Below are 24,118 nucleotides of genomic sequence, written 5' to 3'. Positions count from 1 at the left end.
ACTCCTCTTTTTAAATTTACTGGGCCGTTGTTTCCCAGCCTACAAGTCGTTCTTCATTTTCGTCTGACAACGCATCGTTCATAAGTTTGATAAGTTCCAAAGTGCTTCGGAAATGCTGGGTCTTTTTTTCTTCCGTCCAGGTAATTGTTCCCTGCCAGGTAGCATTCTGCCGGAACTGAACCTGAACAATAAATGTAGATTTTTCCCCCTGCTCTTCTTGGAAGACTATATTATCCATACAATGCCTCATTTCTTTATCCATCGGCAAACTACGCGGTTTCTCTTTCTTTCCCTGAAAACTGCGGAAGTTTACAGAAGATTGTGGGAATGATAGGGTATTAAACAGGGACTCCATTTTCTCAGCCATATCTAATATGCTGAAAAATTTTATCGTTTCTTTTACATAGAGATTATAAAGCCGTCCCGAGATTTCGAAATCTTCAAACCTATCAACACAAACCAACGTCCTAGTTGCGTTACTGGAGACCGCCGGAGAGTTTCTCAATCCCAAGGTCAGATCCTCCCTTCTATTTGTCCACATTATGCCATATGTCAGTCACACATCAGTAACAAAATCCAATTTATGCGACATTTTGTGACCAAAGATTTTCATGTATTTTCTACATTTCCCATAAAAATAGGCCGGAAAGTAAATTTTCTCTCCGGCCCGTACTTTATTTTTTTTCAAATTGCCTTCCCGTATGATCCAGAATATAGCTTCCTTTATAAATAATCTCACTTACTAATTTTATCTGGAACCCTCGATTTTTTATCTCCTCTATCAGCTGGGGTAATGCTTGGGCAGTATTTTTTGCCCCGCTGTGCAGCAAGGCGATACTGCCCTTTTGCAAGTGTTTAGTTACATTATTTATAATCTCCTCTTCGCTCAGCCCTTTCCAGTCCCGTGTATCCACATCCCATTGTATTACTTCCCATCCCTCTTCCCGCGCCGTAGCCACCGCCAGATTATTATACGCCCCTGACGGGCAGCGCAGCAGCGTCGGCTTTTTTCCAGTAAGCGCCTCTATCTTTTCTCCGGATGCGTCCAACTCCTGGATAATCTCTTCCTTGGATAATTTGGTCATATCCGCGTGGCTGTCCGAATGACTTCCAATCTCATGTCCCGCCGCCGCAATTTTTTTTACGCTCTGGGGATATTTATCGCACCACTCCCCTACCATAAAAAAGGTAGCCTTTACCTGCGCTTTTTCCAGCGTGTCTAAAATACTCTCAATATCCCCGTCGTCCCAAGCGCAGTTAATCCCCAAGGCCATTACATTTTCCTTGGTATCCACCGAATAAATCGGCAGCTCCCGCATGGAGGCGGAAACCGCCGCCGTCTTTCCCATCGCCGCAATTCCCGCAATCATTGTCAGACCTAACAGCAAGGTAAGCAGCGTGGTTACTCTCCTGGATAATACTGTGTACATTTCCCCTTCACCTCATTTATATATGTATGGATCAATGGAGAAAAACAGTACGCCCTTGGAAGTTCACTTCCAAGGGCGTATACTTATTTATATATATTATGCTTTTTTCTCTTTTTCCGATTTATTCTGGGCTTTTGGGGCGTCCCAGTCGCGAATGGCCACAATACGCACAGGGGAAGCATCCATCCCCTGCATAGGAAGAGCTAAAACAAAGGCGGTCGTTCTTTCATTTTCGATTGCGCCTAGGTTGGTCATAGATTCAATAATCGCTACCCCTTTTTTAAAGCAGGTCACATGGATCGGTTCCCCATTGAGAACACCGGGCACTTCCACACCGGAGGCGTCCGTACCGATACATTTAGGCTCATAGGAAAGCATCCATTCCAGCGCTTCGGGGGTAATATAGGGATAGGGCTCCCAATCGTCGGTTCTAAAATATTTATCAAAGCCGCAGTACAGGAAAATCATATCGCCTTTTTCAATTCGGCCTTCCGCCTTTTTCACATCCTGCAAAGTGATGGGATCACCGGCCTTTTTCCCCAAACAGTTGATAACAATCGCTTCGCCGATCAGACGCTCTACCGGAAACGCCATACAGTCCATCCCGTCGATCATATGATGATAGGGCACTTCCACATGGGTACCCGCATGAGCGCACAACGTAGCGGTACATTCCAAATACCAATAGTCCCGACGCATGAGGCTGATATCCTCCGGTTTGGCTACATATGTAAAATGTTCCTTGTTGTTTATAAGCGGATGGCTGAGTTCTACGATTTGTTCTTTTTTAAATTTCATCATTTTCTCCCCGTTTCTTAAGTTTTATAAACTTAATCGCTTATACTATTACAAATATACCATTAAAAATAACCAATGTCAACGAGTTTTACTTTCTAAAACAAAAAAATATTAAATTTTAGAAAATTTTTGTTGCATAATTATAATAATAATTTTATAATAGATAAAAACATTCTTTTAAATTTTAAGGGAAGCAGGAGGAATTATGCGTAACTATATTCTCTCGATAGATCAAAGCACCCAAAGTACAAAAGTTTTTCTCTTTGGTGAGGATGGTTCCTGCCTGAAAAAGATTACCGCCGTACATAAACAGTACTACCCGAAAGACGGATGGGTGGAGCAGGACGGCGAAGAGATTTACCAATTGGCCTGCGGCGCTTTACACCAGGCGCTCTCTGAGACAGGCGTGGATCCTGCCCAAATCGCCGCCTTATCCATTACCACCCAAACGGACGCTTTTGTTGTGTGGGATAAAAAAACCGGCATTCCCGTCTATCACATTATCGGGTGGCAGTGCAACCGGGGAGAGGAAATTGTTAAGCGTCTTTCCCCTCAGCAAGCGGAAACGATCAAACAAAAAACTATGTCCCCTCCTCAAGGCTATCTGGTGGCCGCCAAGCTCTGCTGGATGCTGGAAAATATCCCTGGGCTGCGGCAGAAAGCACAAGCGGGCGACGTGCTTTTTGGAACCATCGAAAGTTACCTTATTTACCGGTTCACCGGCGGTAGAGTACATGCCAGCGATTATGGCAACGCCGGCTATACCCAGCTGCTGAATATGCAAACCCTCTGCTGGGATAAAGAGCTGTTAGCGTATTTTTCCATCCCCGAAAACATTCTTCCCCAATTAAAAGCTACGGACGGCGACTTCGGTCTGTTGCAGGTGCCAGGGCTTCCTGAGGTGCCGATTACCGGGGTCATCGGGGACAGCGCCGCTGCTCTGTTTGCCCAGGGGGGATTTGAGAAGGGAAGCGTAAAGGTTACTTACGGAACCGGCGCTTCCATTCTGATGAATGTGGGCGACTGCGCCAGCCCGCCCCCGCCGTCTGTCTTGCCGGCGGTAGGCTGGAAAATGAAAAATGGAGAAACTGCGTATTTATGGGAAGGTACCGCTATGTATGTGGGAGATGTGATCCAATGGCTGGTAAACGACTTGCAGATGCTTTCGGACGCCGCTTCATCAGAAGCGCAGGCCAGAAAGGTAGATAATAACGGCGGCGTATACCTGGTTCCTGCCTTTAACGGAATTAACGCCCCTCTCCCTTACCCTGAGGCCCGCACTATTCTGACTGGGATGAGCCGCAGTACTACTAAGTCTCATATCGTCCGGGCCGCATTGGAAAGCGCCGCATATCAAATCCGAGATTTCGCCTGCGCCATGAGTGAAAAGTCCGGCTGCCGCATTGCGCAGCTTCTGGCAGACGGAGGCGTTACAAAAAACTCCTTATTAATGCAGTTTCAGGCGGATATTTTAAATATCCCTTTGATCCGTAGCCAGCAAGAAGATAGTTCGGCTTTTGGCGCCGCCTGTATTGCCGGGCTGACTACCGGAGTTTACCAAAATTACGATCAGATCCGCCGCCTTCAGCAAAGTCCGGACACTTTCCTTCCCCAAATGGAAGCGCAAACGCGTAAAAAATTAGTTTCCGGCTGGGAAGCCGCGGTAAGACAAGCAATTTGCAGATAAACTTAATATTTGAAAGTAAAATAAAAATAAACAAAAATAATCGTAAATAAATAGCACCTTTTAACCTTTCTTTTTCTTTTGATATCTGTTAAACTAATAAATATAAGAAAATTACCCTTATTTGCTAGGAGGATCAGTAATGAATGTGAAGGAGCTGCAAAAAAAGGCTGTGGAGGTCCGCAAGGGCGCTTTGGACATCATTTACCGCGCCGGCGCCGGACATATCGGCGGCACCCTTTCCAGCGCTGATGTAATTACAGCTTTGTTTTATGAGATCATGCGGTATGATCCTAAAAACCCCGCGCTTGCCGACCGGGACCGCTTTATTTTAAGCAAAGGCCACTGTATTGAAGGTTACCTATATGCTTTGGCCGACTGCGGCTTTTTTCCCAAGGAAGAACTAAAAACTTTTTGCCAGTTTGGCACCCGTCTGATCGGACATCCAAACCGGGATGTTCCCGGCATTGAAATGAATACCGGCGCTTTGGGTCATGGGCTTAGCTGCGGCTGCGGTATGGCAAAAGCGGGCAAGCTGGATCATAAGGATTATCGAGTATTTGTACTTATGGGAGACGGGGAGATCAATGAAGGAAGCGTATGGGAGGCGGCTATGTTTGCCGCCAGCCATAAACTAGATAATCTGTATGCCATCCTGGACCGCAACCGACTTCAGATCAGCGGATGCACAGAAGATGTTTTGCGCCTGGAACCGCTGAAAAAGAAATGGCAGGATTTTGGATTTTATGTGCGGGAAGTGGATGGAAACAACATGCAGGAGCTGCTGGACGCCTTTGCAGAACTGGATAAGGTAACCGGCCAGCCGAAGCTGTTATTTATGAATACGGTAAAAGGAAAGGGTATCTCCTTTATGGAGAATAATCCCCCTTGGCATCATGCTATTCCCAATCAGGAACAATATGAAAAAGCTACGGCAGAGTTAGCTTTCCAGGCAAAGGAGTTGAAATAATGGGTTCGTATCCATGCAGAAAAGCCCTCTGTGAAACATTGATTTCTCTGGGCAAAGAAAATCGAGATATCCTGGCTGTAACTGCAGACGCTCGCGGGTCCGCTGCCTTGGAGGAATTTGTCAAGGAACTTCCCCAACAGTTTGTGGAGGTGGGAATCGCTGAGCAAAATGAAGTGGGGGTGGCCGCCGGGCTTGCCAGCTGCGGCAAAATTCCGTTTGTCTGTTCCCCTGCCCCTTTTTTAAGCGCCCGCAGTCTGGAGCAGGTAAAAGTGGACGTGGGATACTCCGGCATGAATGTAAAATTAGTGGGAATTAGCGGCGGTTTGGCCTATGGCGCGCTGGGCTCTTCCCATCACGCCATCCATGACATCGCTGTTATGCGCGCCTTAAATGGACTGACTGTAATTCTGCCGGCGGATTCTATTTACATGAGATGGCTGGTAAAAGAGCTTTCCCTGCAAAAAGGCGGGGTTTATGTCCGCGTTGGACGAGGACCTGTCCCGGATGTTTATACTGGGGAAGAATCCTTTCAGATCGGCAAAGCTAATCTTCTGCATGAAGGAAACGATATTACTGTTATTGCCTGCGGCGACACGGTTTATTACGCCCTGCAGGCGGCGAAGGCTTTAGAATCTAAGGGCGTTGCCGTGCGTGTATTGGATATGCACACTATCAAGCCGATTGACAAAGACGCCATTCTCCGGGCAGCAAAAGAAACTGGGAAAATCATCACTGTGGAGGAACATTGCATTTATGGCGGCCTGGGCGGAGCGGTAGCCGAAGTAACCGCGGTAAACTGTCCGGTTCCGCTAAAAATCCTGGGCCTGCCTGACGAACATATTCAGGCGGGTACCCAAGCACAGCTGTTTGAATACTACGGAATTGAAACAAACGGTATTGTAAAAGCGGTTGAAGAAATGCTTTCAGTATAAAAAGGCAAAGAAAGAATGGAGGAAAAAAATGATACGACCTTTCACGCAGGCAGACAAAGAAGAATTTCTAGCAATGGCACATGATTTCCACTCCTCAGACGCTGTTGCCAGCGCAACTCCGGAGGAATATTTTGTCCGTACGTTCCATCGGATTATGGACAACAGTCCGTACAAAGATGGTTTCATTATTGAATGTGACGGGGAAGTTGCCGGATACGGGCTGGTCCATTTTACTTACTCTAACGAAGCGGGCGGCGTGCTATCTACCTGGGATGAAATTTATATTAAACCCCAGTTCCGCAGCCGCGGCCTGGGAAGCAGCTACATCGCCTTTTGCGAAGAGCGGTATAAGGACAAATCCGCTTTCTACCGTCTGGAAGTGGAAGATACCCACGACCGTCTCTATAAACTTTATTCCCGCTTAGGTTACCACAAAATCCATTATCGTCAGATTGTAAAACATCGTCACGATACGGTATTAAACACTTATGATAAAAATCTTGCCCGCCCCATGCAGAAGCAGGACGAACAGGATTTCTATAAAATGGCGGCACAGTATCATGCCACCGATATTATTGAAAGCGATACTCCCTCTTCTCATTTTAAAAACACCTTTTCAGAAATTATGAAAGGCAATCCCCTTATTGATGGTTTTATGATCCTCAAAGATGGGAAAGCTGCCGGTTATGCGTTGGTTTCCATTCTCTGCGCCAACGAGGTCGGCGGCATTATGCACAACCTTGACGAGCTGTATATTCTTCCAGAATACCGCGGTATGGGCTTAGGAAGCGGATTTATCGATTATTTCGAAAACTTTTATGCCGACGTTACCAATCTGTATCGATTGGAGTTGGTTTGGGAGGACAAAAAAGGGCAGGAATATTTCGAAAAACGCGGATATGAATGGCTGGAATACTATCAGATGCTGAAGGCCCCTATAAAATAAACTAAACTAAATAAACAGCCGGGGAAACCATTGGTTTCCCCGGCTGTTTTAGTTCATTTCACAGGGAATTAATATAATTCCCCGCTTCAAACGCGGCCACCGCTCCGTCTCCGGCGGCAGTTACAATCTGCCGCAGGGATTTGGTGCGGGTGTCCCCCGCGGCAAATACTCCCGGCAGATTTGTTTTGCAGTCCTCCCCCGCAGAAATATAGCCGGCTGGATCCAATCCTACCTGCCCTTTAAAAAGTTGATTGTCCGGATTAAGTCCAATCGCCACAAATACCCCCTGAAGCAGTAAAGTTTGCTTCTCCTGGGTCTTTACATTCTGAATAGTAAAGGCTCCCACTTTCTGCGCGCCTTCCTCAGGCAAAATTTCCACTGGTACAGTGTCCATATGCAGGATGATATTATCCTTTTGAGACAGGGCGTCTACCAATACTTTCCCCGCCCTAAACTGATCCCGGCGGTGGATAATATGCACTTCCCTACAGGTATTGGCCAAAAATAAAGCATCCTCCACCGCAGTATTTCCCCCGCCTACTACTGCGGTAATCTTATCTTTATAAAAAGCGCCGTCACAAGTCGCACAGTAGGATACGCCCCTGCCTGCCAGCTCGTCTTCTCCTGGAATATCCAGCTTACGGCGTTTGGCGCCGTTCGCAATGATCACCGCTTTGGAGGTGTAGGTTTTGCCTGTAGCGGTAGTCACCGTTTTTGTCTTTTCCGTCAGGGAGACGCAAGCCACCCCGTCAAACTCTACCTGCGCCCCCTGTTCGATCGCTTGATTGTATAAATTCATTCCCAATTCTACCCCGCTGATTTTACCAACTGCCGGGTAATTTTCAATTTCCGGAGTGCTGGCCATCTGCCCGCCATAGACATATTCTTCTAATACTAAAGAGCGCAGTCCCGCGCGCTGGACATAAATCGCCGCCGTTAGTCCGGCAGGTCCCGCGCCAATAATAATTACATCATACATTTTTATGCCTCCTAAAGTATACCAAACAAGTCTTTTTCTTATTTTACCCTATTATCCTAATTTTTGCAATTAGTTTGCCCTATTTTGTAGTAATTTCTTCCCTTTTCTGTAGGATATTTTTTTGCTATAATAAATAATACGCTATCTGTGCCGTACCATCCTGTGGATAAGGCCGGTAAACAAAGCAGCGCCGTATGATTAATGATACAAATTTTGGATTGTGAAGGATTGGAAAAGGATGTTAGTGGATTTAAAAAAAGAACAAATTTTAAATATTGGCGTAGTAGGCTTAGGGTTGATTGGCGGTTCCTTGAGTAAAGCGCTGAAAAAATATACTTCACATAATGTTTATGGCTGTGATATCGACCCAGATACCATTCAAGCCGCTTTTAACGCCGGAGCGATTGATTTTTCCATTGAAGATGGGGATTTCTCCATGTGCGATTTGGTTTTTATTGCCCTGTACCCCCAGAAAGCGGTAGAGTTTGTCAAAGCCCATTCCAACAGGCTAAAAGAAAACGCCATTGTGATGGATCTGTGCGGCATTAAACGGTATGTCGTGAAGGAGCTGTCTCCGCTTGCTGAGGAAAATCATTTTATTTATGTGGGCGGTCATCCTATGGCGGGAAAAGAAAGCTGGGGATTTCAGGATACCGACGGGGATCTGTTCCGGGGCGCCAGCATGATTATTACCCCTTCGGATCAAACTCCAGTATGGGTATTGGATTTGTTGATCGGTTTATTTGCCGATATCCGGTTTAAAACGGTGAACCGGACTACCCCGGAAAGCCATGACAGTATGATTGCTTTTACTTCACAGCTGGCCCATGTAGTTTCCAGCAGCTATATTAAAAGCCCTCGGGCTTTGGCGCACAACGGGTTTAGCGCCGGAAGCTATAAGGATCTCACCCGGGTAGCAAAACTTAACCCCAATATGTGGACTGAACTTTTTTTAGAGAACAAAGATTATCTGACAGAGGAAATTGATACGATTGTTGCCCATCTTTTAGAATATAAACAGGCCATCTCCACCAATAATTATGACAGTTTATATACGCTTCTTGCCAAAGGAAGCGAAATTAAGGAGGGACTGGATAAATGAAGACCATTGAAATAAATACCGGCCGGCCTTATATGATCAAAGTGGAAGAGGGACTTTTGGATCATCTTCCTCAGCTAATTTATGAGGTATACGCAAAGCGAAAGCCTTCTTTTGCCATCATTACCGACGATACCGTAGATATGCTCTATTCCGCTAAAGTGATGTGCGCTCTTCGCGATGGGGGGTATCAGGTTTGTAAATTTGTATTTCCCCATGGAGAGGCCTCAAAAAATTTGTCTGTAGTTCACGATGTTTATTCGTTTTTGTGCGAGCACCAAATTACCCGCACTGATGTAATCATCGCCCTGGGTGGCGGTGTGGTAGGAGATCTTGCGGGCTTTGCCGCCGCTACCTACCTGCGGGGGATTGACTTTATTCAAATCCCCACCACTTTTTTGGCGATGATTGATTCTTCCGTAGGAGGTAAAACTGGGGTGGATATTCCCCAGGGAAAAAATCTGATTGGGGCTTTCTGGCAGCCTGTATTAGTGGTGTGCGACCCGCTGACTCTGACAACCCTGCCGGCGGAAACTTATGCAGACGGCATCGCAGAGGCGGTCAAATACGGCGCTATATTGGATGAAAAACTATTTGGTATTTTGGAAAATAACCGGTTAGAGCAATATCAGGACCATGTCATCTGCCGGTGCATTGAGCTAAAAAAACAAGTGGTGGAACAGGACGAGCGCGATCAAGGCCAGCGTCAATGCCTTAACTTTGGACATACCTTTGGCCATGCTATCGAAAAGTACTCTAATTTTTCTCTTTCCCATGGAAAAGGTGTGGCCATTGGCATGGTCATGATGGCGAAAGCCTGTGAAAACGCCGGTATTACTCCGGCGGGGACCAGCGTCCGCCTTATCCGCTGTTTAAATAATTACCATCTTCCTTGCACCTATCCAATTCCTCTGGATATCCTTTGTGAAAACTGTATGGGGGATAAAAAGCGGGCGGGTTCTAAAATCACTCTGTGTGTGTTAAAAAGAATTGGGGAATATGCTCTTTACCCGATAGAAGCGGAAAATCTTTCTTCTTTTGCAGGCGGTGGGTTATATGAGTGATACGATAAAGATATATCCTTCTTCCCTGCGAGGAACGGTACAGGCTCCCCCCAGCAAATCGGCTGCTCATCGGGCGCTGATCTGTGGGGCGCTGGCCAAAGGCGAAAGCATTGTCCGCCCTCTCACCATGTCACAGGATATCTCCGCTACCATCCAGGGGATGGAGGAAATGGGAGCGGAGATAAAAGAATTTGACGGCGGCGTAAACATAACCGGTATCCTCACTCCCAACTCCCCCGCGCAGCTTTCTTGCCGGGAAAGCGGCTCTACTCTGCGGTTTGTTTTACCCATTGCAGCCGCCCTTGGAATTACCGCTCAGTTTTCCGGAGAAGGCCGGCTTCCTGAGCGCCCAATCGATATTCTCACCGACAGCTTGAAAGAGCATGGGATTACTTTTTCTTCCTCCAGACTCCCCTTTACTATCAGCGGGCAGTTAAAAGGCGGCGTATTTACTCTTCCCGGAAATATTAGTTCTCAATTTGTCAGCGGGCTTCTGTTTGCTTTGCCCCTGCTGAAAGAGGACAGTGAAATCCGCTTGACTACCCCTCTGCAGTCGGCGGGATATGTGGATATGACCTTAAATGAACTGAAAAAGTCTGGTATTCAAATCACAGTGCTGGAGAACGGCTATCATATCCCCGGAGGTCAAATTTATCTTCCCGGAGAAAAAATGGTGGAGACAGATTATTCCAATGGGGCTTTTTGGCTTTGTGCCGGAGCGATTAACGGAGCAATCACCATCCGCGGTTTGGATTCTAACTCCATACAGGGGGATAAGGCCGTCCTTAAAATTTTACAGGAGATGGGAGCCGGCGTACATCTCAGCGGAGACATGATCACGGCGGCGGCTTCTTCTCTGAGCGGCTGTGTGATCGACGCAGGGCCTATCCCGGATCTGATTCCTATTTTAGCAGTCACTGCCGCTTTTTCCCATGAAGAAACGCAAATTATCAATGCCGCCCGTCTTCGTATCAAAGAAAGCGATCGGCTGTTTTCTACCGCCGAATTGCTTCGCAATTTAGGCGGGAGAGTGCAGGAATTTCCCGACCGCTTGGTTATCTATGGTCAAGGGGGCCTTACCGGAGGTCAGGTAGACGGTTTTAATGATCACCGTATCGTAATGAGCGCCGCGGTTGCCGCTGTCAGCTGCAAGGAGCCGGTAATCATTCATGGCTATAGCGCTATCAGCAAATCTTATCCGGATTTCTTCAAGCAGTTTAAAATGTTGGGAGGCAATTTCGATGTCATCTAACTGGGGAAAAAATTTGAAAATTTCTATTTTTGGCGAATCCCACGGAGAAGGGATCGGAGTCGTTATAGACGGCCTGCCCTGCGGGGAAACAATTGATATGGACGAGCTGCTCGCCTTTATGAAACGGCGGGCCCCCGGCGCTCATCGCGCAAGCACCCCCCGCAGAGAAACCGACGCTCCCACAATCCTTTCCGGTTACTGGAGGCAGCATACCACTGGCACGCCTTTGGCGGCGGTGATTCGAAATAACGACACCCATTCGGCGGATTATAGCAATATCGCTACCGTCGCCCGTCCCGGACATGCGGATTTTACCGGTTATGTTCGTTACGGCGGCTTTAACGACATCCGCGGCGGCGGGCACTTTTCCGGCAGACTAACCGCCCCGCTTACTTTCGCAGGAGGTGTGGCAAAACAGATACTTTCCCGCCGCGAAATTACGGTAGGGGCCCATATTTATTCTGCGACCGGAATTTCGGATACCCCTTTCGATCCAGTAACCGTAACTGGCGAGCTGCTGCGGGAGGTTGGCGCCAAGCCTTTTCCTACCATCAGTCAAAAGGCAGGAGAAAAAATGTCTGACGCCATTGAAGCCGCCCGATTGGAACTGGATTCCGTAGGCGGCGTGGTAGAATGTGCCGTAACCGGATTTCCCGCGGGAATTGGTTCTCCCATGTTCGACGGGTTGGAAAATGTAATTGCTTCTTTGATGTTTGGAATCCCTGCGGTGAAAGGAATTGAATTCGGGTTGGGATTTGAGGCGTCCTCGTTAAAAGGTTCTCAAAATAACGACAGTTTTGTTCTGCATGACGGGAAAATACAAACGAAAACCAATAACCACGGCGGTATTTTGGGCGGGATTTCCTCTGGGATGCCGATTATTTTACGCGTAGCCTTCAAACCCACTCCGTCCATCTCCCAAATGCAGCATTCCGTAGATTTTGTCAATATGACCCAGGAAGAGCTTACTATACACGGGCGCCATGATCCTTGCGTAGTTGTCCGGGCGGTTCCTGTAGTTGAGGCGGCTGTGGCGCTGGCGCTGCTTGAAAGTATGCTGGGGCAGGGGAAAATTTAATGTCACCTTTGAAAATAGTTCTGCATAAAATACCATCAGATATTCTTTGAAAAAAGGGTGTTGACAAACTGTATCTTTTGTGGTTTAATATTTTCCATAAACCGATGACGGAGAGATAAAACCGACAGCGCGCTTACAGAGAGTCGGGGTTGCTGAGAACCTGATAGAAAGCGGATCGGACAAATGGACTCCTGAGGGCGTAATGAACAGCGCGGATGCTTAGTATCTTACGACGTGGGCTTACGTTACAGAGCAAGGGGTGTGTTGGCACTCTGATGAGGTGGATACATAAATTTGTATCAATCAAGGTGGTACCGCAGGTTTTACACCTGTCCTTGTAAGAGGACAGGTGTTTTTGTTTGTCCGGACAAACAAAAACATTACGGCACGGTGCCATTCCAACATATAAAAAGAGAACTTTGGGTTCTCAAATACATTTTTATATGAGCTTGAAGGAGTACGATGATCATGAAAAAAGTAGTAACTATTATGTTGACTTTGGTTTTAACCCTTTCCCTGTTTGCCGGATGCGCTTCCGCAAATACGGACACCCCGGCGCCTTCCTCTGATGCGGCGCCTTCCTCCGATACCAGTGAAGCTTCGGAAAATGAACCTGAAAAGAATGACGGCGACATACAGTTCCATGTAGGCGTTGCTCAGATTATGGAGCATACTTCTCTGGACCAAATCCGTGAATCTTTCATGGCGGAGATGGAAAAGCTGGGATATGGCCCGGACAAAGTAGATTTCGAATATGCCAACGCTCAGGCGGATCAGTCCAACTTGAATTCTATCTGTCAAAAGTTTGCCGGGGATGAAAAAGACTTGATTGTAGCCATCGCTACCCCTACCGCCCAAGCGGCTGCCGCCGCCGCGCCCAATATTCCCTTGGTGTTCTCTGCAGTTACCGATCCGGTAGCGGCAAAGCTAGTTGCCAGCCCGGAACAGCCGGAGGGCATAATTACCGGAACTTCGGACGCGATCCCGGTAGATCAGATTTTTGGACTAATGAAACAGCTTACCCCAGACGTGAACACTGTTGGTTTTATTTATAATATGGGCGAAACCAATTCTCTCTCAGTGATCGAGGATGCCAAAGAGTACTGCGACGCCAATGGAATCGCTTATACGGAGGCTACGGTTACCAATGTAAATGAAGTGCAGCAGGCCGCCCAGTCTCTGGTGGGCAAGTGTGAAGCGATCTTTACCCCTATTGATAACACTGTCGCAACTGCTATGTCCGTATTAGCAGACGTTGCCCGTCAGGCAAAACTTCCGGTTTATACCGGTGCTGATTCCATGGTAATCGACGGCGGTTTCGCCACTGTCGGTATCGATTACACCGTACTTGGTCAACAGACCGCACAGATGGCGGTCAAGGTATTAGAAGGCACCCCCATCTCTGAAATTCCGGTAGAAACCTTGACCAATTTCGGTACGGTAATTAATAAAACCACGGCGGAAGCTATTGGCGTTACCCTTCCAGAGGATGTTCTTTCTTCCGCCACTATCGTAGAATAACTATCTATCGTGGGGACAAAATTTCTGTCCCCACGATTTAACGTTTTATTTGGAGGAGTTGTACCATGAGTTTAATCGCGTTACAAGGAGCGGTAGAATTGGGGCTAATCTACGCTTTGATGGCTCTGGGGCTGTTTGTCTCCTACCGTGTGTTGGATATTCCCGATCTGACGGTAGACAGCAGCTTTACCTTGGGGGCGGCGGTTTCCGCCGTGTTGACCATGGGAGGGCATCCAATATTAGGCATTGTTCTTGCCATTGCGGCAGGCTGGTTCGCAGGATTGCTTACCGCCTTTTTACAGACAAAGCTGCATATTCAACCAATTTTGGCCGGAATCCTCTCCATGACCGCCCTGTATTCTATCAATCTTCATGTGATGGGCAACAAAGCGATGGTTTCTCTTCTTAACACACCAAATATTTTTTCAAAAGCTTCTGAAATAATGGGACCTTACGGCAAAATGGTCGCCGCTTTTTGCTTTATCTTGGGGGCAATCATTTTCTTAATCTTGTTTTTCCGCACCCAAACCGGCCTTTGTATCCGCGCTACCGGCGACAATGAAGACATGGTCCGTTCCTCTTCCATTAATACCGACCGAATGAAATTTATCGGTCTTGGTCTGGCAAATGCCTTGGTAGGCATGGGCGGCGCTCTGCTTGCCCAGTATCAGATGTTTGCAGACGCCTCTACGGGAATTGGTATGGTAGTTATCGGGCTGGCTTCCCTGATTATCGGCGAAGTACTGTTTGGGCGGCCTTCGGTCCCTCGCAACATCATTTCCGTCGTACTGGGCGCCATCGTTTATCGTGTGGTTATCGCCTTTGTTCTAGCGCGGGGACTGGCCGCTTCCGACCTAAAGCTCATCTCCGCCGTCGTAGTAACTTTGGCTATCTCCTATCCGGTAGTAATCGACCAGTATAAACTGCACAAATTGAGAAAGGAAGGTGCGAAGAATGCTTAAACTTACCCATGTAAGCAAAACTTTTCATCCTTCTACTATTAACGAGCGCAAGGCCCTGATCGATTTAAGTCTTCATTTGAACAATGGAGATTTTGTCACTATTATCGGCGGCAACGGGGCGGGAAAATCCACCCTATTTAACGCCATCACCGGCGCTTTCCTTTTGGATAGCGGTAAAATTGAGCTGGATGGAAAAGACATCACCTTTATGCGGGATTTCCGGCGCGCCCGGGAAATAGGAAGACTGTTTCAGGATCCGCTGAAAGGTACCGCACCCAACATGACCATCGAAGAAAATCTGGCAATGGCCTATCTGAGAGGAATTAAAAAAGGGTTCAGTCTGGGAATCAATAAAAAAGATGAGAAATTCTTTAAAGATCATTTGGCGGAATTAAATCTCGGTTTGGAGGACCGTTTAAAAACAAAGATGGGGCTTCTTTCCGGCGGTCAGCGGCAGGCGGTTACCCTGATGATGGCTACTATTGTCACTCCAAAGCTCCTTTTGCTGGATGAACATACCGCCGCTTTGGATCCGGCTACGGCAGAAAAAGTACTGGATTTAACCCAAAAAATTGTCCGGCGGGACAAGATTACCACCATGATGATCACCCATAATATGAGCCAATCGCTGGTATGCGGTACCCGAACGATTATGATGGATGAAGGCAGGATTATTCTTGATGTTCAAGGGGAAGAACGTAGCCAGATGACCGTTGAAAAGCTTCTGGCATTGTTTAAAGTTAGAAGTAAAAAAGAAATGGATAATGACCGGATGCTGTTAAACTGAGGGGAGAACGGATCGTATGGGTCTTCAGGGGATCCTCTTGTATACCGGACGGGCAATGGCCTTTGCTTTGTGTATTGGTATACTATGGTTTTTCAAGGAACTTGTGGTAAACACAGGCAAGCTAAATTTCCTCAACCGGCGGTTTTGTTTGGAGCTGGTGTTTGTATGTTATATCGCGGCTCTTGTACAAATTATTGTAATCCGGGATTTTACTTCCTTTTTTTCCTTTTGGGAGAGAGCGCATTCTTTGAGCTCCATTCAGTTTATTCCTTTAAAAACTACCCTGGCAGAAGTAAAAAACGGTCTTTGGCCATTTTTGTACCACGTGGTGGGAAATATGATCTGGTTTGTCCCCTTTGGTGCGCTGGCGCCTGCGCTTCTGCCCTATCTTCGAAAATTTTTTGTCTTTCTTGTGTTCGCCGTATGCTGCTCCCTCTGCTTAGAAATTCTCCAATGGACATTTGTCACGGGAATAAGCGATGTAGACGATATTCTGCTCAATGCACTGGGCGCCGCCGCAGGCTGGCCTTTTTGGCGGACAGCATATAGTAAAATAGTAAAAACGGACAGCAAATAATTGCTGTCCGTTTTTTATTATTCATTGACCGGCGCTAACCCTTCGCAGGCTTTATCAAACCGGGGCATTAATCCGATCTTATCCGGGCCCAGCTGAACCTGGAACTGATATAGATCATGGCCTGGAAACTCATTGGCTTCAATCAGAACCGGCCCGGTAGGAGTGACGGCCACGTCCCAGCCTACATAAGCCAAATCCGGGATCAAAAGGGCGGCTTTTTTTACCAGCTCCACCCCCTCTTGAAAAAAGGGCAGCGGATATCCTATTAGTTTTACTTTGGTCAAAGGATGGATATCATAAGCTTTACCATTTTTATCAGCCGCAGGCGTGCTGATCTTTCCTGTTTCCATGTCAATCAGGGCCGCCATACCCCCGCTGTTAAGATTATCCACTTCTTTCCCGTTGCCTATTCGGATACAGGCAAATACCAAATGCACCGTATCGCCGTTTTTTATCGTCACCAGACGGATAGTATTCACCGCCATAGGATACAGCTTATTAATCTGTTCATGCTGGGTAAGGTATTCTTCCACTAGGTAACGTTTCCCGGCCAAAAGCATATCATAAAGACCTACAATCTTGCTTTTATCCCCTGTTTCAAAAAACTCAATCCCCCGGCCGCAGCTGCCGTCCAGTAGTTTTGCTACAATTTTAGAATGCTGCTGACAAAATACCTCAAATTCCTGCGGGGTATGTTCCCTAAGATCCATCCAGTCCCGTCCATGATATCCGTCAAATATTTTTAAAAAATTTACTTTATCAGAAATTTTGTACCAGCTTTCTTTTTTATTTAACAACCGCACATACCGGTTATTCTGTCCCCGAGTGATATAAGTCGCCCGCTGAGCGGGAGTTAGGGTTTCAAATTCGAAAACCCAATAGTCCATATACCCAGCCTGATACTGGAACCCACATTTTATCATATCAAAAAAGATACTCATGGTATTTTTCCCAGAACGCATGTGTACTTTCTTGGCGGTATCTATCATAGATTTATAATCCATCTGTGTTATCCGCTGCAGCACATATTTTATATTCGGCATAAAAACACTCATTTCCAAGTTTGATTCACCTAAGTATACCTTAAAAACCGACATTTTTCAACAGCTATCATTTGAAAAAACCGGCTGGAAAATCCAGCCGGTTTCTTCTTTTTCAGCTAAGCCCAATTCCCAATCCTACAGTAAAAAATAGTATAATCACAATCGCTGCCGGACAAATATATTTCAGTGACACAGAAAACATTGTTTTTAAATAGAATTTAAATTTTCCTCCCTGCTCCACTTCCGCTACTGCATTTTTTACTCCCCACATCCACCCAGCGAATATACAGAACGCCAGTCCTCCCAAAGGCATGAGCAGATTGTCGGTGAGCAGTTCCATCCAAGTGGCCAGAGAGATCATATGCCAGCCGTTTACAAAATCAAACCAAGGCGCCCGCAGGTTCACCGCGCCGCTTGCCAGGGAGTATCCTATTCCTGCCAAAGCCATAGCCGCTGCGCTTGCAATGGCGGCAGTAGCGCGTTTTATCCTAAATTCCTCACTGATAAAAGCCACGGTTCCTTCCAAAATGGAAATAGCCGAAGTGAGCGCCGCAAAAAACAACATAATAAAAAACAAAAGGCCAAAAAAATATCCAGCGGGCATTTTTTCAAAAATCCCCGGCAGGGAAATAAAAGCAAATCCGCTGCCCATTCCCAAATCCGCGCCGGTAGAGAATACTGCCGGAATAATCGCAGCGGCGGAAATGAGTGCTACCAAACTATCCAGTCCACAAATAATTAATGCGCTTTTGGAAAGATTTTCGTTTTTGGGCAGATAAGAGCCATAGGTGCACATAACTCCCATTCCCAGGGATAAAGAAAAAAATGCCTGTCCCAATGCGGCGGCAAACCCTTTTACCCCCAGGCTGGAAAAATCCGGGCGCAGCAAAAAACGTATCCCTTCCTGCGCCCCATCCAGGGTGAGAGAACGTATGGCGATAAGGATTAAAAAAAGGAACAAAGCGGGCATAAATACCTTTCCTACCTTTTCGATCCCACCGGAAACCCCTTTTAACACTACCAGTACCACAATAGCCATAAACAGTAAATGCCAGCCTACCGGTTCCCCAATTTTGGCGATAAACTGATTAAAATATCCCTCGTGGCTCAGCCCGAAGTCCCCGCCGGTGAGATAGGTAACTATATACTTCATGACCCATCCGCCTACTACGCTATAATAAGACAGGACAAAAAATCCGGTAATGACTCCTAAGACGCCGATCCAGGTAAATCGGCGATCTAGCTGCCGGAATGCGCCTACGGTATTTTTCTGGGTAGCGCGCCCTACGGTTAACTCCGTCAGCATTACTGTATATCCCAATATAAGGACAATCGCAAGGTAAACGATAATAAACGCGGCCCCGCCGTTTTCTCCGACCTTTCCTGGAAATTTCCAAATATTCCCTAGCCCTACCGCAGAACCTGCCGCCGCTAAAATAAACCCTAAATTAGTCGCCCATTGTCCCCTATGTTTTGGCTGCATATCCATCTTCCCCCGCTGTTAAAAATGATAGTATTACTTTTCCACTTTTCTTTATAAAAAATGCGTCCTAATTGACTTTATCCATTGCCAATGATATAATTTTATAGTTAATGCGCATCTTATTACTCTATATTTTCCGGAGGTTATTTGATAGATGAAAAAGTCCGTTTCCATCATACTTATCCTGTCCCTTGTACTTAGTTTATTGGCGGCTTGTACTCCCCAGGAACCGGAACCAGTCGTTCCAGAACCAGAGCCGGAGCCTGAACCGGTTTATGTGTATCAGGATGGTACTTATGAAGCGCAGTTTACCATTCCAGCTCAGGATGGAAATATGGAAAGCCTGACGGTACAGATCGTAAACGACGTAATCGAAATTAAGAGTTATTCTTATAAATCGGAGCCAGCTTCCTCTGAGGCGGATACCGCGCAGAGCGCCGTGTCCTCTGACGCTTCCTCCGACCAAGATTCCCAACCACAAGAAACACAGGCGGAATTTACACATTCTATTACCAAAGCTTTTGAAGAGGCGGACAAAGATATTACAAAGCTCAAACCGATAGAAGGTCAGGAGGAACATACCTACCGTTTTATCCGTATGATGTCCGATATTCTGGAAAACGCTAAGACCGGAAATACACAGCCGATAAGCTTTTCCACTCGTTATGCGGATGGAGATTATTTGGCATGTATGCCAGACTTTAATCCCCAGGGCTGGAGAGCTTATGTAAAACTCTCTGTGGCCAACGATGAATTTGTTTCAATTGAATATAACGCTGTGAGTGAAAAAGATGAAACCCAGCTGATTACCCTGGATGCGGAACTTAATGCTGAAGGCGTAGCGGCAGCCCCTGCTACCTATTATCCGGCTATTGTGGATAGCTTTAAAAACGCCGGTTACTCGCTGGACGGTATCGTAACTCCTACTGGCGGCGCGCCGGCGACCAAAGCGTTTAAAAAGCTGATGGGCCCCCTGTTTGCCTCTATGATGAGCGGCGGCGAAAAGGATATTATCGTTAACCAATATGTGGACGGCGAATACCGCGCCCAGTTCAAAGATTTTGATGAAAATGGCTGGAAAGAATATATCGTTATCCAGGTGGAGGACGGCGCGGTTACTATCAAGCAGTTTGACGCTTTCCACCAGGAGGATGAAAATAGATTTAAATCCCAAGATGCAGATCTGGAAACTAAAATGACCGAAAAAACTGGAACCAATCCCAAACAATATACCAAGGACTTAATAGACAGCTGGGGAAAAGCGGATGGAGATGTGACTAAGGTAGATAATATCACCGGCGCCACCGTTTCCTCCAACAGCTTTAAGCTTCTTCTAGGCGAGCTGCTGGCTACCGCCGCTACCGCTGGCGATACAGACAGCATCCTTGAGGTAGAGCGGGTACAGGTGGAAGCGCCTTCCTCTTCCAGCAGCAGTTCTTCTGCGGACGCTTCCACTTCTTCCTTGGCACAGTAAATGAGAAAAAGCTCCCGAAAGATGTATCTTTCGGGAGCTTTTATTATCTTATTATCATGCTTACACTTCAAACGCAGCATGAATCGCGTTAACTGCTTTTTCTGAATCTGCCAGCTCAATCAAAACAGAAATTTTAATTTCACTGGTGCTGATCATCTGAATATTGACATTCGCCTCTGTAAGCGCTTCAAACATTTTGCTGGCAACACCTGGATTGGTTGCCATACCGGCACCCACAATGGAAACCTTGGAAATGTTGTCGTCACAGATGATACCCTTTCCGCCGATATTCTCATTGATTTCATTCATCAGATCAAGAGCCAACTGTTTGTGGGAGCGGGATACGGTAAAGCTGATATCTTTAGTATTATCCCGGCCAATGGACTGAAGGATAATATCTACATTTACTTTTTTTGCCGCTAGCTGAGAGAAGATTTTAAAAGCGATACCTGGCTGATCCGGGACCCCCAAGATTGAAATACGGGCCACATCATTGTCCCTTGCTACACCTCTGATAAGCATTTTTTCCACTTTAACAACCTCCTTAATCTTTGTGCCAGGATTTCTTGTAAGGCTGGAGAGCACTTCCAGGTTTACATTGTATTTTTTGGCCATTTCTACCGACCGGTTATGCAGTACCTGGGCGCCTAAAGACGCAAGTTCCAGCATTTCGTCATAAGTGATTTCATCTAGTTTTTTAGCATTCTTTACCAATCTTGGGTCCGCAGTGTATACTCCGTCTACATCTGTATAAATCTGGCACAGATCCGCATGCAGCACCGCCGCCAGCGCCACGGCGCTGGTATCCGAGCCGCCCCGGCCTAGAGTGGTGATATCATCGTAGCGGTTGATCCCTTGAAACCCCGCTACAATCACGATATTGCGTTTGGATAGCTCGTTGTCAATACGCTCTTTATTGATTCTGCGGATACGGGAACTTCCATGGGTGGAATCAGTTAAGAATCCCGCCTGCCATCCGGTAAGAGAAATTACTGGAAATCCCATCCGTTCGATCGCCATCGCTAACAGCGACATAGAAATTTGCTCTCCGGTGGAAAGCAGTACATCCATTTCTCTTTTGGACGGGTTCGGATTAATCTCCCCCGCTTTTGTGATTAAATCATCGGTAGTATCTCCCTGTGCAGAAACAACCACAACTACATTATTGCCCTTCTGATATGTATCAGTTACAATCTGGGCAACATTAAACAGCCGTTCTGCATTGGCTACTGAGGTACCGCCGAATTTTTGTACTACTAAATTCATGCCCTAAACCTCCAAGATTACTTTTATCTGTTGATATCGCGCCTGAGCGCGGGAGGGAACTTCCCTCTGTATGGCAACAAACAACACAACCTGGTGTTATTCGCTTTCTACCACAGTTCCTACATTATCTATTTCCAGTGTATGCACCTGCCAGCCTGAAAGCCCCTCTTCTCCCAGCCAAAATATCATCTGCTGGGCAAACTGTTCTTTTTTGGCGTCTACGATCGCCATGAGCGTGGAGCCGGCGCCGCTGATAAAGGCGGCGTACGCCCCCAATTGATAGCAGTGCTCCATAACTTCTTTGCCATGGGAAATCAGTCCTAACCGGTAAGGCTGGTGTATCCGGTCGTCCGCCGCTACCCGTAAGTTCTGGTAATTTCCGCTGTACAAAGATACTGACATCAACGCGGCGCGGGAAAGATTAAATACCCCGTGTTTTCTTGGGATCATGTCCGGAAGCACAGCCCGCGCCCGAGAGGTTTTCAGTTCAAAATCCGGAATAATCGCTACAAAATGAAGATCGTTTTTGATCTCTTGTTTCACATAATAAACTCTTCCCTGATCCATTACTGAGGTCACCAGCCCGCCTGTCAGCGCTGGAGTAGAGTTGTCCGGATGACCTTCAATAGACGCGGCGATATTGATCAGCTGGTCGTCCTCCACTAAATTCCCCAACAGGGTATTCGCCCCTTTCAGTCCGCCGATAATACAAGCGGAGCTGCTTCCCAGGCCTCTGGCAAAGGGAATGTTATTGACCTGTCGGATTTTCATGCCGGTAAATTTTACCCCGCAAATTTCATACAAATGTTTTGCCGTAGTATAAATTAGGTTGGTTTCATCCGTTGGTATTTTTATCCCGTCCAAAGCGGCGATATCAATTCCGTCCCATGGTTCCATAATCACATAGTTATATAAATTCACCGCAAGGCCGATAGAATCGAAACCCGGACCAATATTGGCGCTGGTTGCGGGAATTTTTATTTTTATCCTTTTCGCCGCGTTTTCTAACATTCCAGTATTCTAACCTCGCCTAAAATCTCCGCTCCCATGCTTTCCAGCCTGGAAATCGCAGCGTCAATCACCGCTTCTTTGGCAATCGGGGTAATAAAGGCAAATTCATCCGATGGCTGGCCTTCTCGGGAAAGTACTCGGATATCCCCCAGCAATTTTCTCGCTACATCCAATACCTTGACCTCATCGGATTTCACTCGCAGATACATAGCGGTTTCATTTTCGCTTTTATCCACCACATTTTTGCCCTCAGAAGGTTCCCAATGAAGAGAGGTACTGGTGTCTGTAGCTTTGGCACAATCTACAATATCCCCTACCACAGCGGAGGCAGTAGGCAGCTTGCCTGCGCCCTTTCCGTAAAATACTACGTCGCCGGTGGCGTCGCCTTTCACTAAAATTCCGTTAAATACATCGTCTACGGTGGAAAGCTGACTTTCATGGCTGACAAACATGGGGCATACCATAGCGGAAATCCGTCCATCCTCCATTTTTTTGGCTCGGCCGATCAATTTAATCACACTATCGCAGCTCTCCGCATAAGCCACATCTTCCGGGGTAATCTGAGTAATTCCCTTGGTATACACATCTTGCGGATACACATGGCTTCCAAAGGACAGCGACGCCAGAATACAAATTTTGCGGCAGGCGTCATGCCCTTCGATATCCGCCGCCGGGTTGCGTTCCGCATATCCCAGTTCCTGCGCCATCTTAAGCGCCGCTTCAAAAGACATATTTTCCCGGATCATTTTGGTTAGAATGAAGTTGGTGGTACCGTTTAAAATTCCTTCAATCTCCACAATCTCATTGGCGGCAAGGCACATATGAAGAGGACGGATAATGGGGATCCCGCCGCCTACACTGGCCTCAAAAAAGAAGTTTACGTGATGCTCTTTCGCCACTGCCAGCAGTTCAGCGCCTTTGGACGCCACCAGCTCCTTATTGGAAGTAACTACGCTTTTGCCCTTTTCCAGGCAGGTTTTTACAAAGGTATATGAGGGTTCAATGCCGCCGATCACCTCAGCTACCACTTTTACGCTTTCATCGTTTGCGATAATATCAAAATCTTTTACAAATTTATCTTTATATGGGCTGTCAGGAAAGTCTCTTACATCTAAGATATATTTGATCTCCATTTCCTGTCCGGCCTTTTTCTGGATGCTCTCCCGGTTTTTATAAAAAACTTCCACTACGCCGGAGCCTACTACTCCATAACCCAACACAGCAATGTTAATCATGGTTGCCTGTTCCCTTCTTTCACTCAGATTGTCTTTATTTCTACAACGCCGTCCAGTCCATCCAGCAGACCTAGCAATTCTGCCCGAGAAAGACTGGACGTTCCAGTTCGTACAGAAATAGACACCATGGCCACCCCGTCCACCGGAATATTCTGATTGACTGTGATGATATTCGTTCCCGCTTTATAAAATTCGCCTAAAAGGGAGGATAATACCCCCGGGCGATCTTCCAGCGTAAAAGCGAAGGTAATCAGATTCTCGCTCATACGTTCCTCATAGGTGTATACGGAATCTTTGTACTTATAAAAAGCACTGCGGGAAATCCCAGCCATCTGCGCTGCTTGGGAGGCACTTTTGGCTTTCCCCCGGGCAAGATACATTTTTGCTTTTACAACTTTGTCGAACACCTCAGGAAGCACCTGAGAATTCACCAATAAAAATTTAGGAGCATCGGCCATTCTGTCCACCTCTCAAATACTTTTGTATTGCATATGAATACACTATATCATATTCTGCAGTCAATGTAC

At 46.7% G+C, this 24,118-nt stretch carries 23 protein-coding genes; 13 read left to right on the top strand and 10 right to left on the bottom strand.

Annotated features, from left to right (window positions below):
• Positions 1-16: 16 nt before the first annotated feature.
• The 3 genes from H8705_RS03885 to H8705_RS03875 all read right to left on the bottom strand — a co-directional run bounded on the left by H8705_RS03885 (position 17) and on the right by H8705_RS03875 (position 2,231).
• Positions 17-511, bottom strand: coding sequence for a hypothetical protein (locus H8705_RS03885; protein ID WP_262394542.1), 495 nt, complete (start codon positions 509-511; stop codon positions 17-19).
• A 163-nt stretch (positions 512-674) separates the two neighbouring features.
• Positions 675-1,430, bottom strand: a complete 756-nt coding sequence (locus tag H8705_RS03880; RefSeq protein WP_262394541.1) for a polysaccharide deacetylase family protein — start codon at positions 1,428-1,430, stop codon at positions 675-677.
• A 96-nt stretch (positions 1,431-1,526) separates the two neighbouring features.
• Positions 1,527-2,231 (bottom strand): cyclase family protein, encoded by a 705-nt coding sequence (locus H8705_RS03875; RefSeq protein ID WP_262394540.1) that lies wholly within the window; start codon positions 2,229-2,231, stop codon positions 1,527-1,529.
• A gap of 202 nt (positions 2,232-2,433) precedes the next feature.
• Here H8705_RS03875 and H8705_RS03870 point away from each other — a divergent pair, with 202 nt between their 5' ends.
• From H8705_RS03870 to H8705_RS03855, 4 genes are all read left to right on the top strand, one after another.
• A complete protein-coding gene (locus H8705_RS03870; RefSeq protein ID WP_262394539.1) occupies positions 2,434-3,915 on the top strand; it encodes an FGGY-family carbohydrate kinase in 1,482 nt (493 codons plus the stop codon).
• A 139-nt stretch (positions 3,916-4,054) separates the two neighbouring features.
• Positions 4,055-4,882, top strand: coding sequence for a transketolase (locus tag H8705_RS03865; protein WP_262394538.1), 828 nt, complete (start codon positions 4,055-4,057; stop codon positions 4,880-4,882).
• Complete coding sequence (locus H8705_RS03860; RefSeq protein ID WP_262394537.1) at positions 4,882-5,814, top strand: transketolase family protein; 933 nt, start codon at positions 4,882-4,884, stop codon at positions 5,812-5,814. Before H8705_RS03865 ends, H8705_RS03860 begins: the two co-directional genes overlap by 1 nt.
• A gap of 28 nt (positions 5,815-5,842) precedes the next feature.
• A complete protein-coding gene (locus H8705_RS03855; protein WP_262394536.1) occupies positions 5,843-6,760 on the top strand; it encodes a GNAT family N-acetyltransferase in 918 nt (305 codons plus the stop codon).
• A gap of 58 nt (positions 6,761-6,818) precedes the next feature.
• On the opposite strand, the gene trxB is transcribed toward H8705_RS03855, so the two are convergent.
• Positions 6,819-7,739, bottom strand: a complete 921-nt coding sequence (trxB, locus tag H8705_RS03850; protein WP_262394535.1) for a thioredoxin-disulfide reductase — start codon at positions 7,737-7,739, stop codon at positions 6,819-6,821.
• A gap of 238 nt (positions 7,740-7,977) precedes the next feature.
• Here trxB and H8705_RS03845 point away from each other — a divergent pair, with 238 nt between their 5' ends.
• The 8 genes from H8705_RS03845 to H8705_RS03810 all read left to right on the top strand — a co-directional run bounded on the left by H8705_RS03845 (position 7,978) and on the right by H8705_RS03810 (position 16,079).
• Positions 7,978-8,841 (top strand): prephenate dehydrogenase, encoded by an 864-nt coding sequence (locus H8705_RS03845; protein ID WP_262394534.1) that lies wholly within the window; start codon positions 7,978-7,980, stop codon positions 8,839-8,841.
• Positions 8,838-9,902 (top strand): 3-dehydroquinate synthase, encoded by a 1,065-nt coding sequence (gene aroB / locus H8705_RS03840; RefSeq protein ID WP_262394533.1) that lies wholly within the window; start codon positions 8,838-8,840, stop codon positions 9,900-9,902. Before H8705_RS03845 ends, aroB begins: the two co-directional genes overlap by 4 nt.
• The gene (gene aroA, locus H8705_RS03835; RefSeq protein ID WP_262394532.1) at positions 9,895-11,154 is read left to right on the top strand and encodes a 3-phosphoshikimate 1-carboxyvinyltransferase; all 1,260 of its coding nucleotides are present in this window, start codon (positions 9,895-9,897) and stop codon (positions 11,152-11,154) included. Before aroB ends, aroA begins: the two co-directional genes overlap by 8 nt.
• Positions 11,144-12,232, top strand: coding sequence for a chorismate synthase (gene aroC, locus H8705_RS03830; protein ID WP_262394531.1), 1,089 nt, complete (start codon positions 11,144-11,146; stop codon positions 12,230-12,232). The genes aroA and aroC overlap by 11 nt, the downstream gene beginning before the upstream one ends.
• Before the next feature lie 468 nt (positions 12,233-12,700).
• On the top strand, positions 12,701-13,753 hold the full coding sequence (locus H8705_RS03825; RefSeq protein WP_262394530.1) for an ABC transporter substrate-binding protein: 1,053 nt from the start codon (positions 12,701-12,703) through the stop codon (positions 13,751-13,753).
• Between the two features lie 65 nt (positions 13,754-13,818).
• On the top strand, positions 13,819-14,715 hold the full coding sequence (locus H8705_RS03820; RefSeq protein ID WP_262394529.1) for an ABC transporter permease: 897 nt from the start codon (positions 13,819-13,821) through the stop codon (positions 14,713-14,715).
• The gene (locus H8705_RS03815; protein ID WP_262394528.1) at positions 14,708-15,502 is read left to right on the top strand and encodes an ABC transporter ATP-binding protein; all 795 of its coding nucleotides are present in this window, start codon (positions 14,708-14,710) and stop codon (positions 15,500-15,502) included. The genes H8705_RS03820 and H8705_RS03815 overlap by 8 nt, the downstream gene beginning before the upstream one ends.
• Positions 15,503-15,518: 16 nt before the next feature.
• Entirely contained in the window at positions 15,519-16,079 is a 561-nt protein-coding gene (locus H8705_RS03810) for a VanZ family protein (protein ID WP_262394527.1), read from the top strand.
• A 17-nt stretch (positions 16,080-16,096) separates the two neighbouring features.
• Here H8705_RS03810 and H8705_RS03805 read toward each other — a convergent pair whose 3' ends face one another.
• Both H8705_RS03805 and H8705_RS03800 read right to left on the bottom strand, forming a co-directional pair.
• A complete protein-coding gene (locus H8705_RS03805; RefSeq protein WP_262394526.1) occupies positions 16,097-17,122 on the bottom strand; it encodes a sugar-transfer associated ATP-grasp domain-containing protein in 1,026 nt (341 codons plus the stop codon).
• 112 nt (positions 17,123-17,234) lie between these two features.
• Positions 17,235-18,605, bottom strand: a complete 1,371-nt coding sequence (locus tag H8705_RS03800; protein WP_262394525.1) for a sodium-dependent transporter — start codon at positions 18,603-18,605, stop codon at positions 17,235-17,237.
• Between the two features lie 154 nt (positions 18,606-18,759).
• On the opposite strand from H8705_RS03800, the gene H8705_RS03795 reads away from it, so the two are divergent.
• Positions 18,760-20,079, top strand: a complete 1,320-nt coding sequence (locus tag H8705_RS03795; RefSeq protein ID WP_262394524.1) for an FMN-binding protein — start codon at positions 18,760-18,762, stop codon at positions 20,077-20,079.
• A 60-nt stretch (positions 20,080-20,139) separates the two neighbouring features.
• On the opposite strand, the gene H8705_RS03790 is transcribed toward H8705_RS03795, so the two are convergent.
• The 4 genes from H8705_RS03790 to H8705_RS03775 all read right to left on the bottom strand — a co-directional run bounded on the left by H8705_RS03790 (position 20,140) and on the right by H8705_RS03775 (position 24,049).
• Positions 20,140-21,345, bottom strand: a complete 1,206-nt coding sequence (locus H8705_RS03790) for an aspartate kinase (RefSeq protein WP_262394523.1) — start codon at positions 21,343-21,345, stop codon at positions 20,140-20,142.
• A 96-nt stretch (positions 21,346-21,441) separates the two neighbouring features.
• A complete protein-coding gene (gene thrB, locus H8705_RS03785) occupies positions 21,442-22,356 on the bottom strand; it encodes a homoserine kinase (RefSeq protein WP_262394522.1) in 915 nt (304 codons plus the stop codon).
• Positions 22,350-23,591 carry a homoserine dehydrogenase gene (locus H8705_RS03780; protein ID WP_262394521.1) on the bottom strand — a complete coding sequence of 414 codons (1,242 nt, stop codon included), beginning with the start codon at positions 23,589-23,591 and terminating at the stop codon, positions 22,350-22,352. The genes thrB and H8705_RS03780 overlap by 7 nt, the downstream gene beginning before the upstream one ends.
• A gap of 23 nt (positions 23,592-23,614) precedes the next feature.
• The gene (locus tag H8705_RS03775) at positions 23,615-24,049 is read right to left on the bottom strand and encodes an ACT domain-containing protein (protein ID WP_262394520.1); all 435 of its coding nucleotides are present in this window, start codon (positions 24,047-24,049) and stop codon (positions 23,615-23,617) included.
• Between the last annotated feature and the right edge of the window lie 69 nt (positions 24,050-24,118).

Origin of the sequence: Youxingia wuxianensis (assembly GCF_014385085.1) — a bacterium.
GTDB classification, from domain to species: domain Bacteria; phylum Bacillota; class Clostridia; order Oscillospirales; family Ruminococcaceae; genus Youxingia; species Youxingia wuxianensis.
This window is presented reverse-complemented; position numbering and strand designations above follow the sequence as displayed.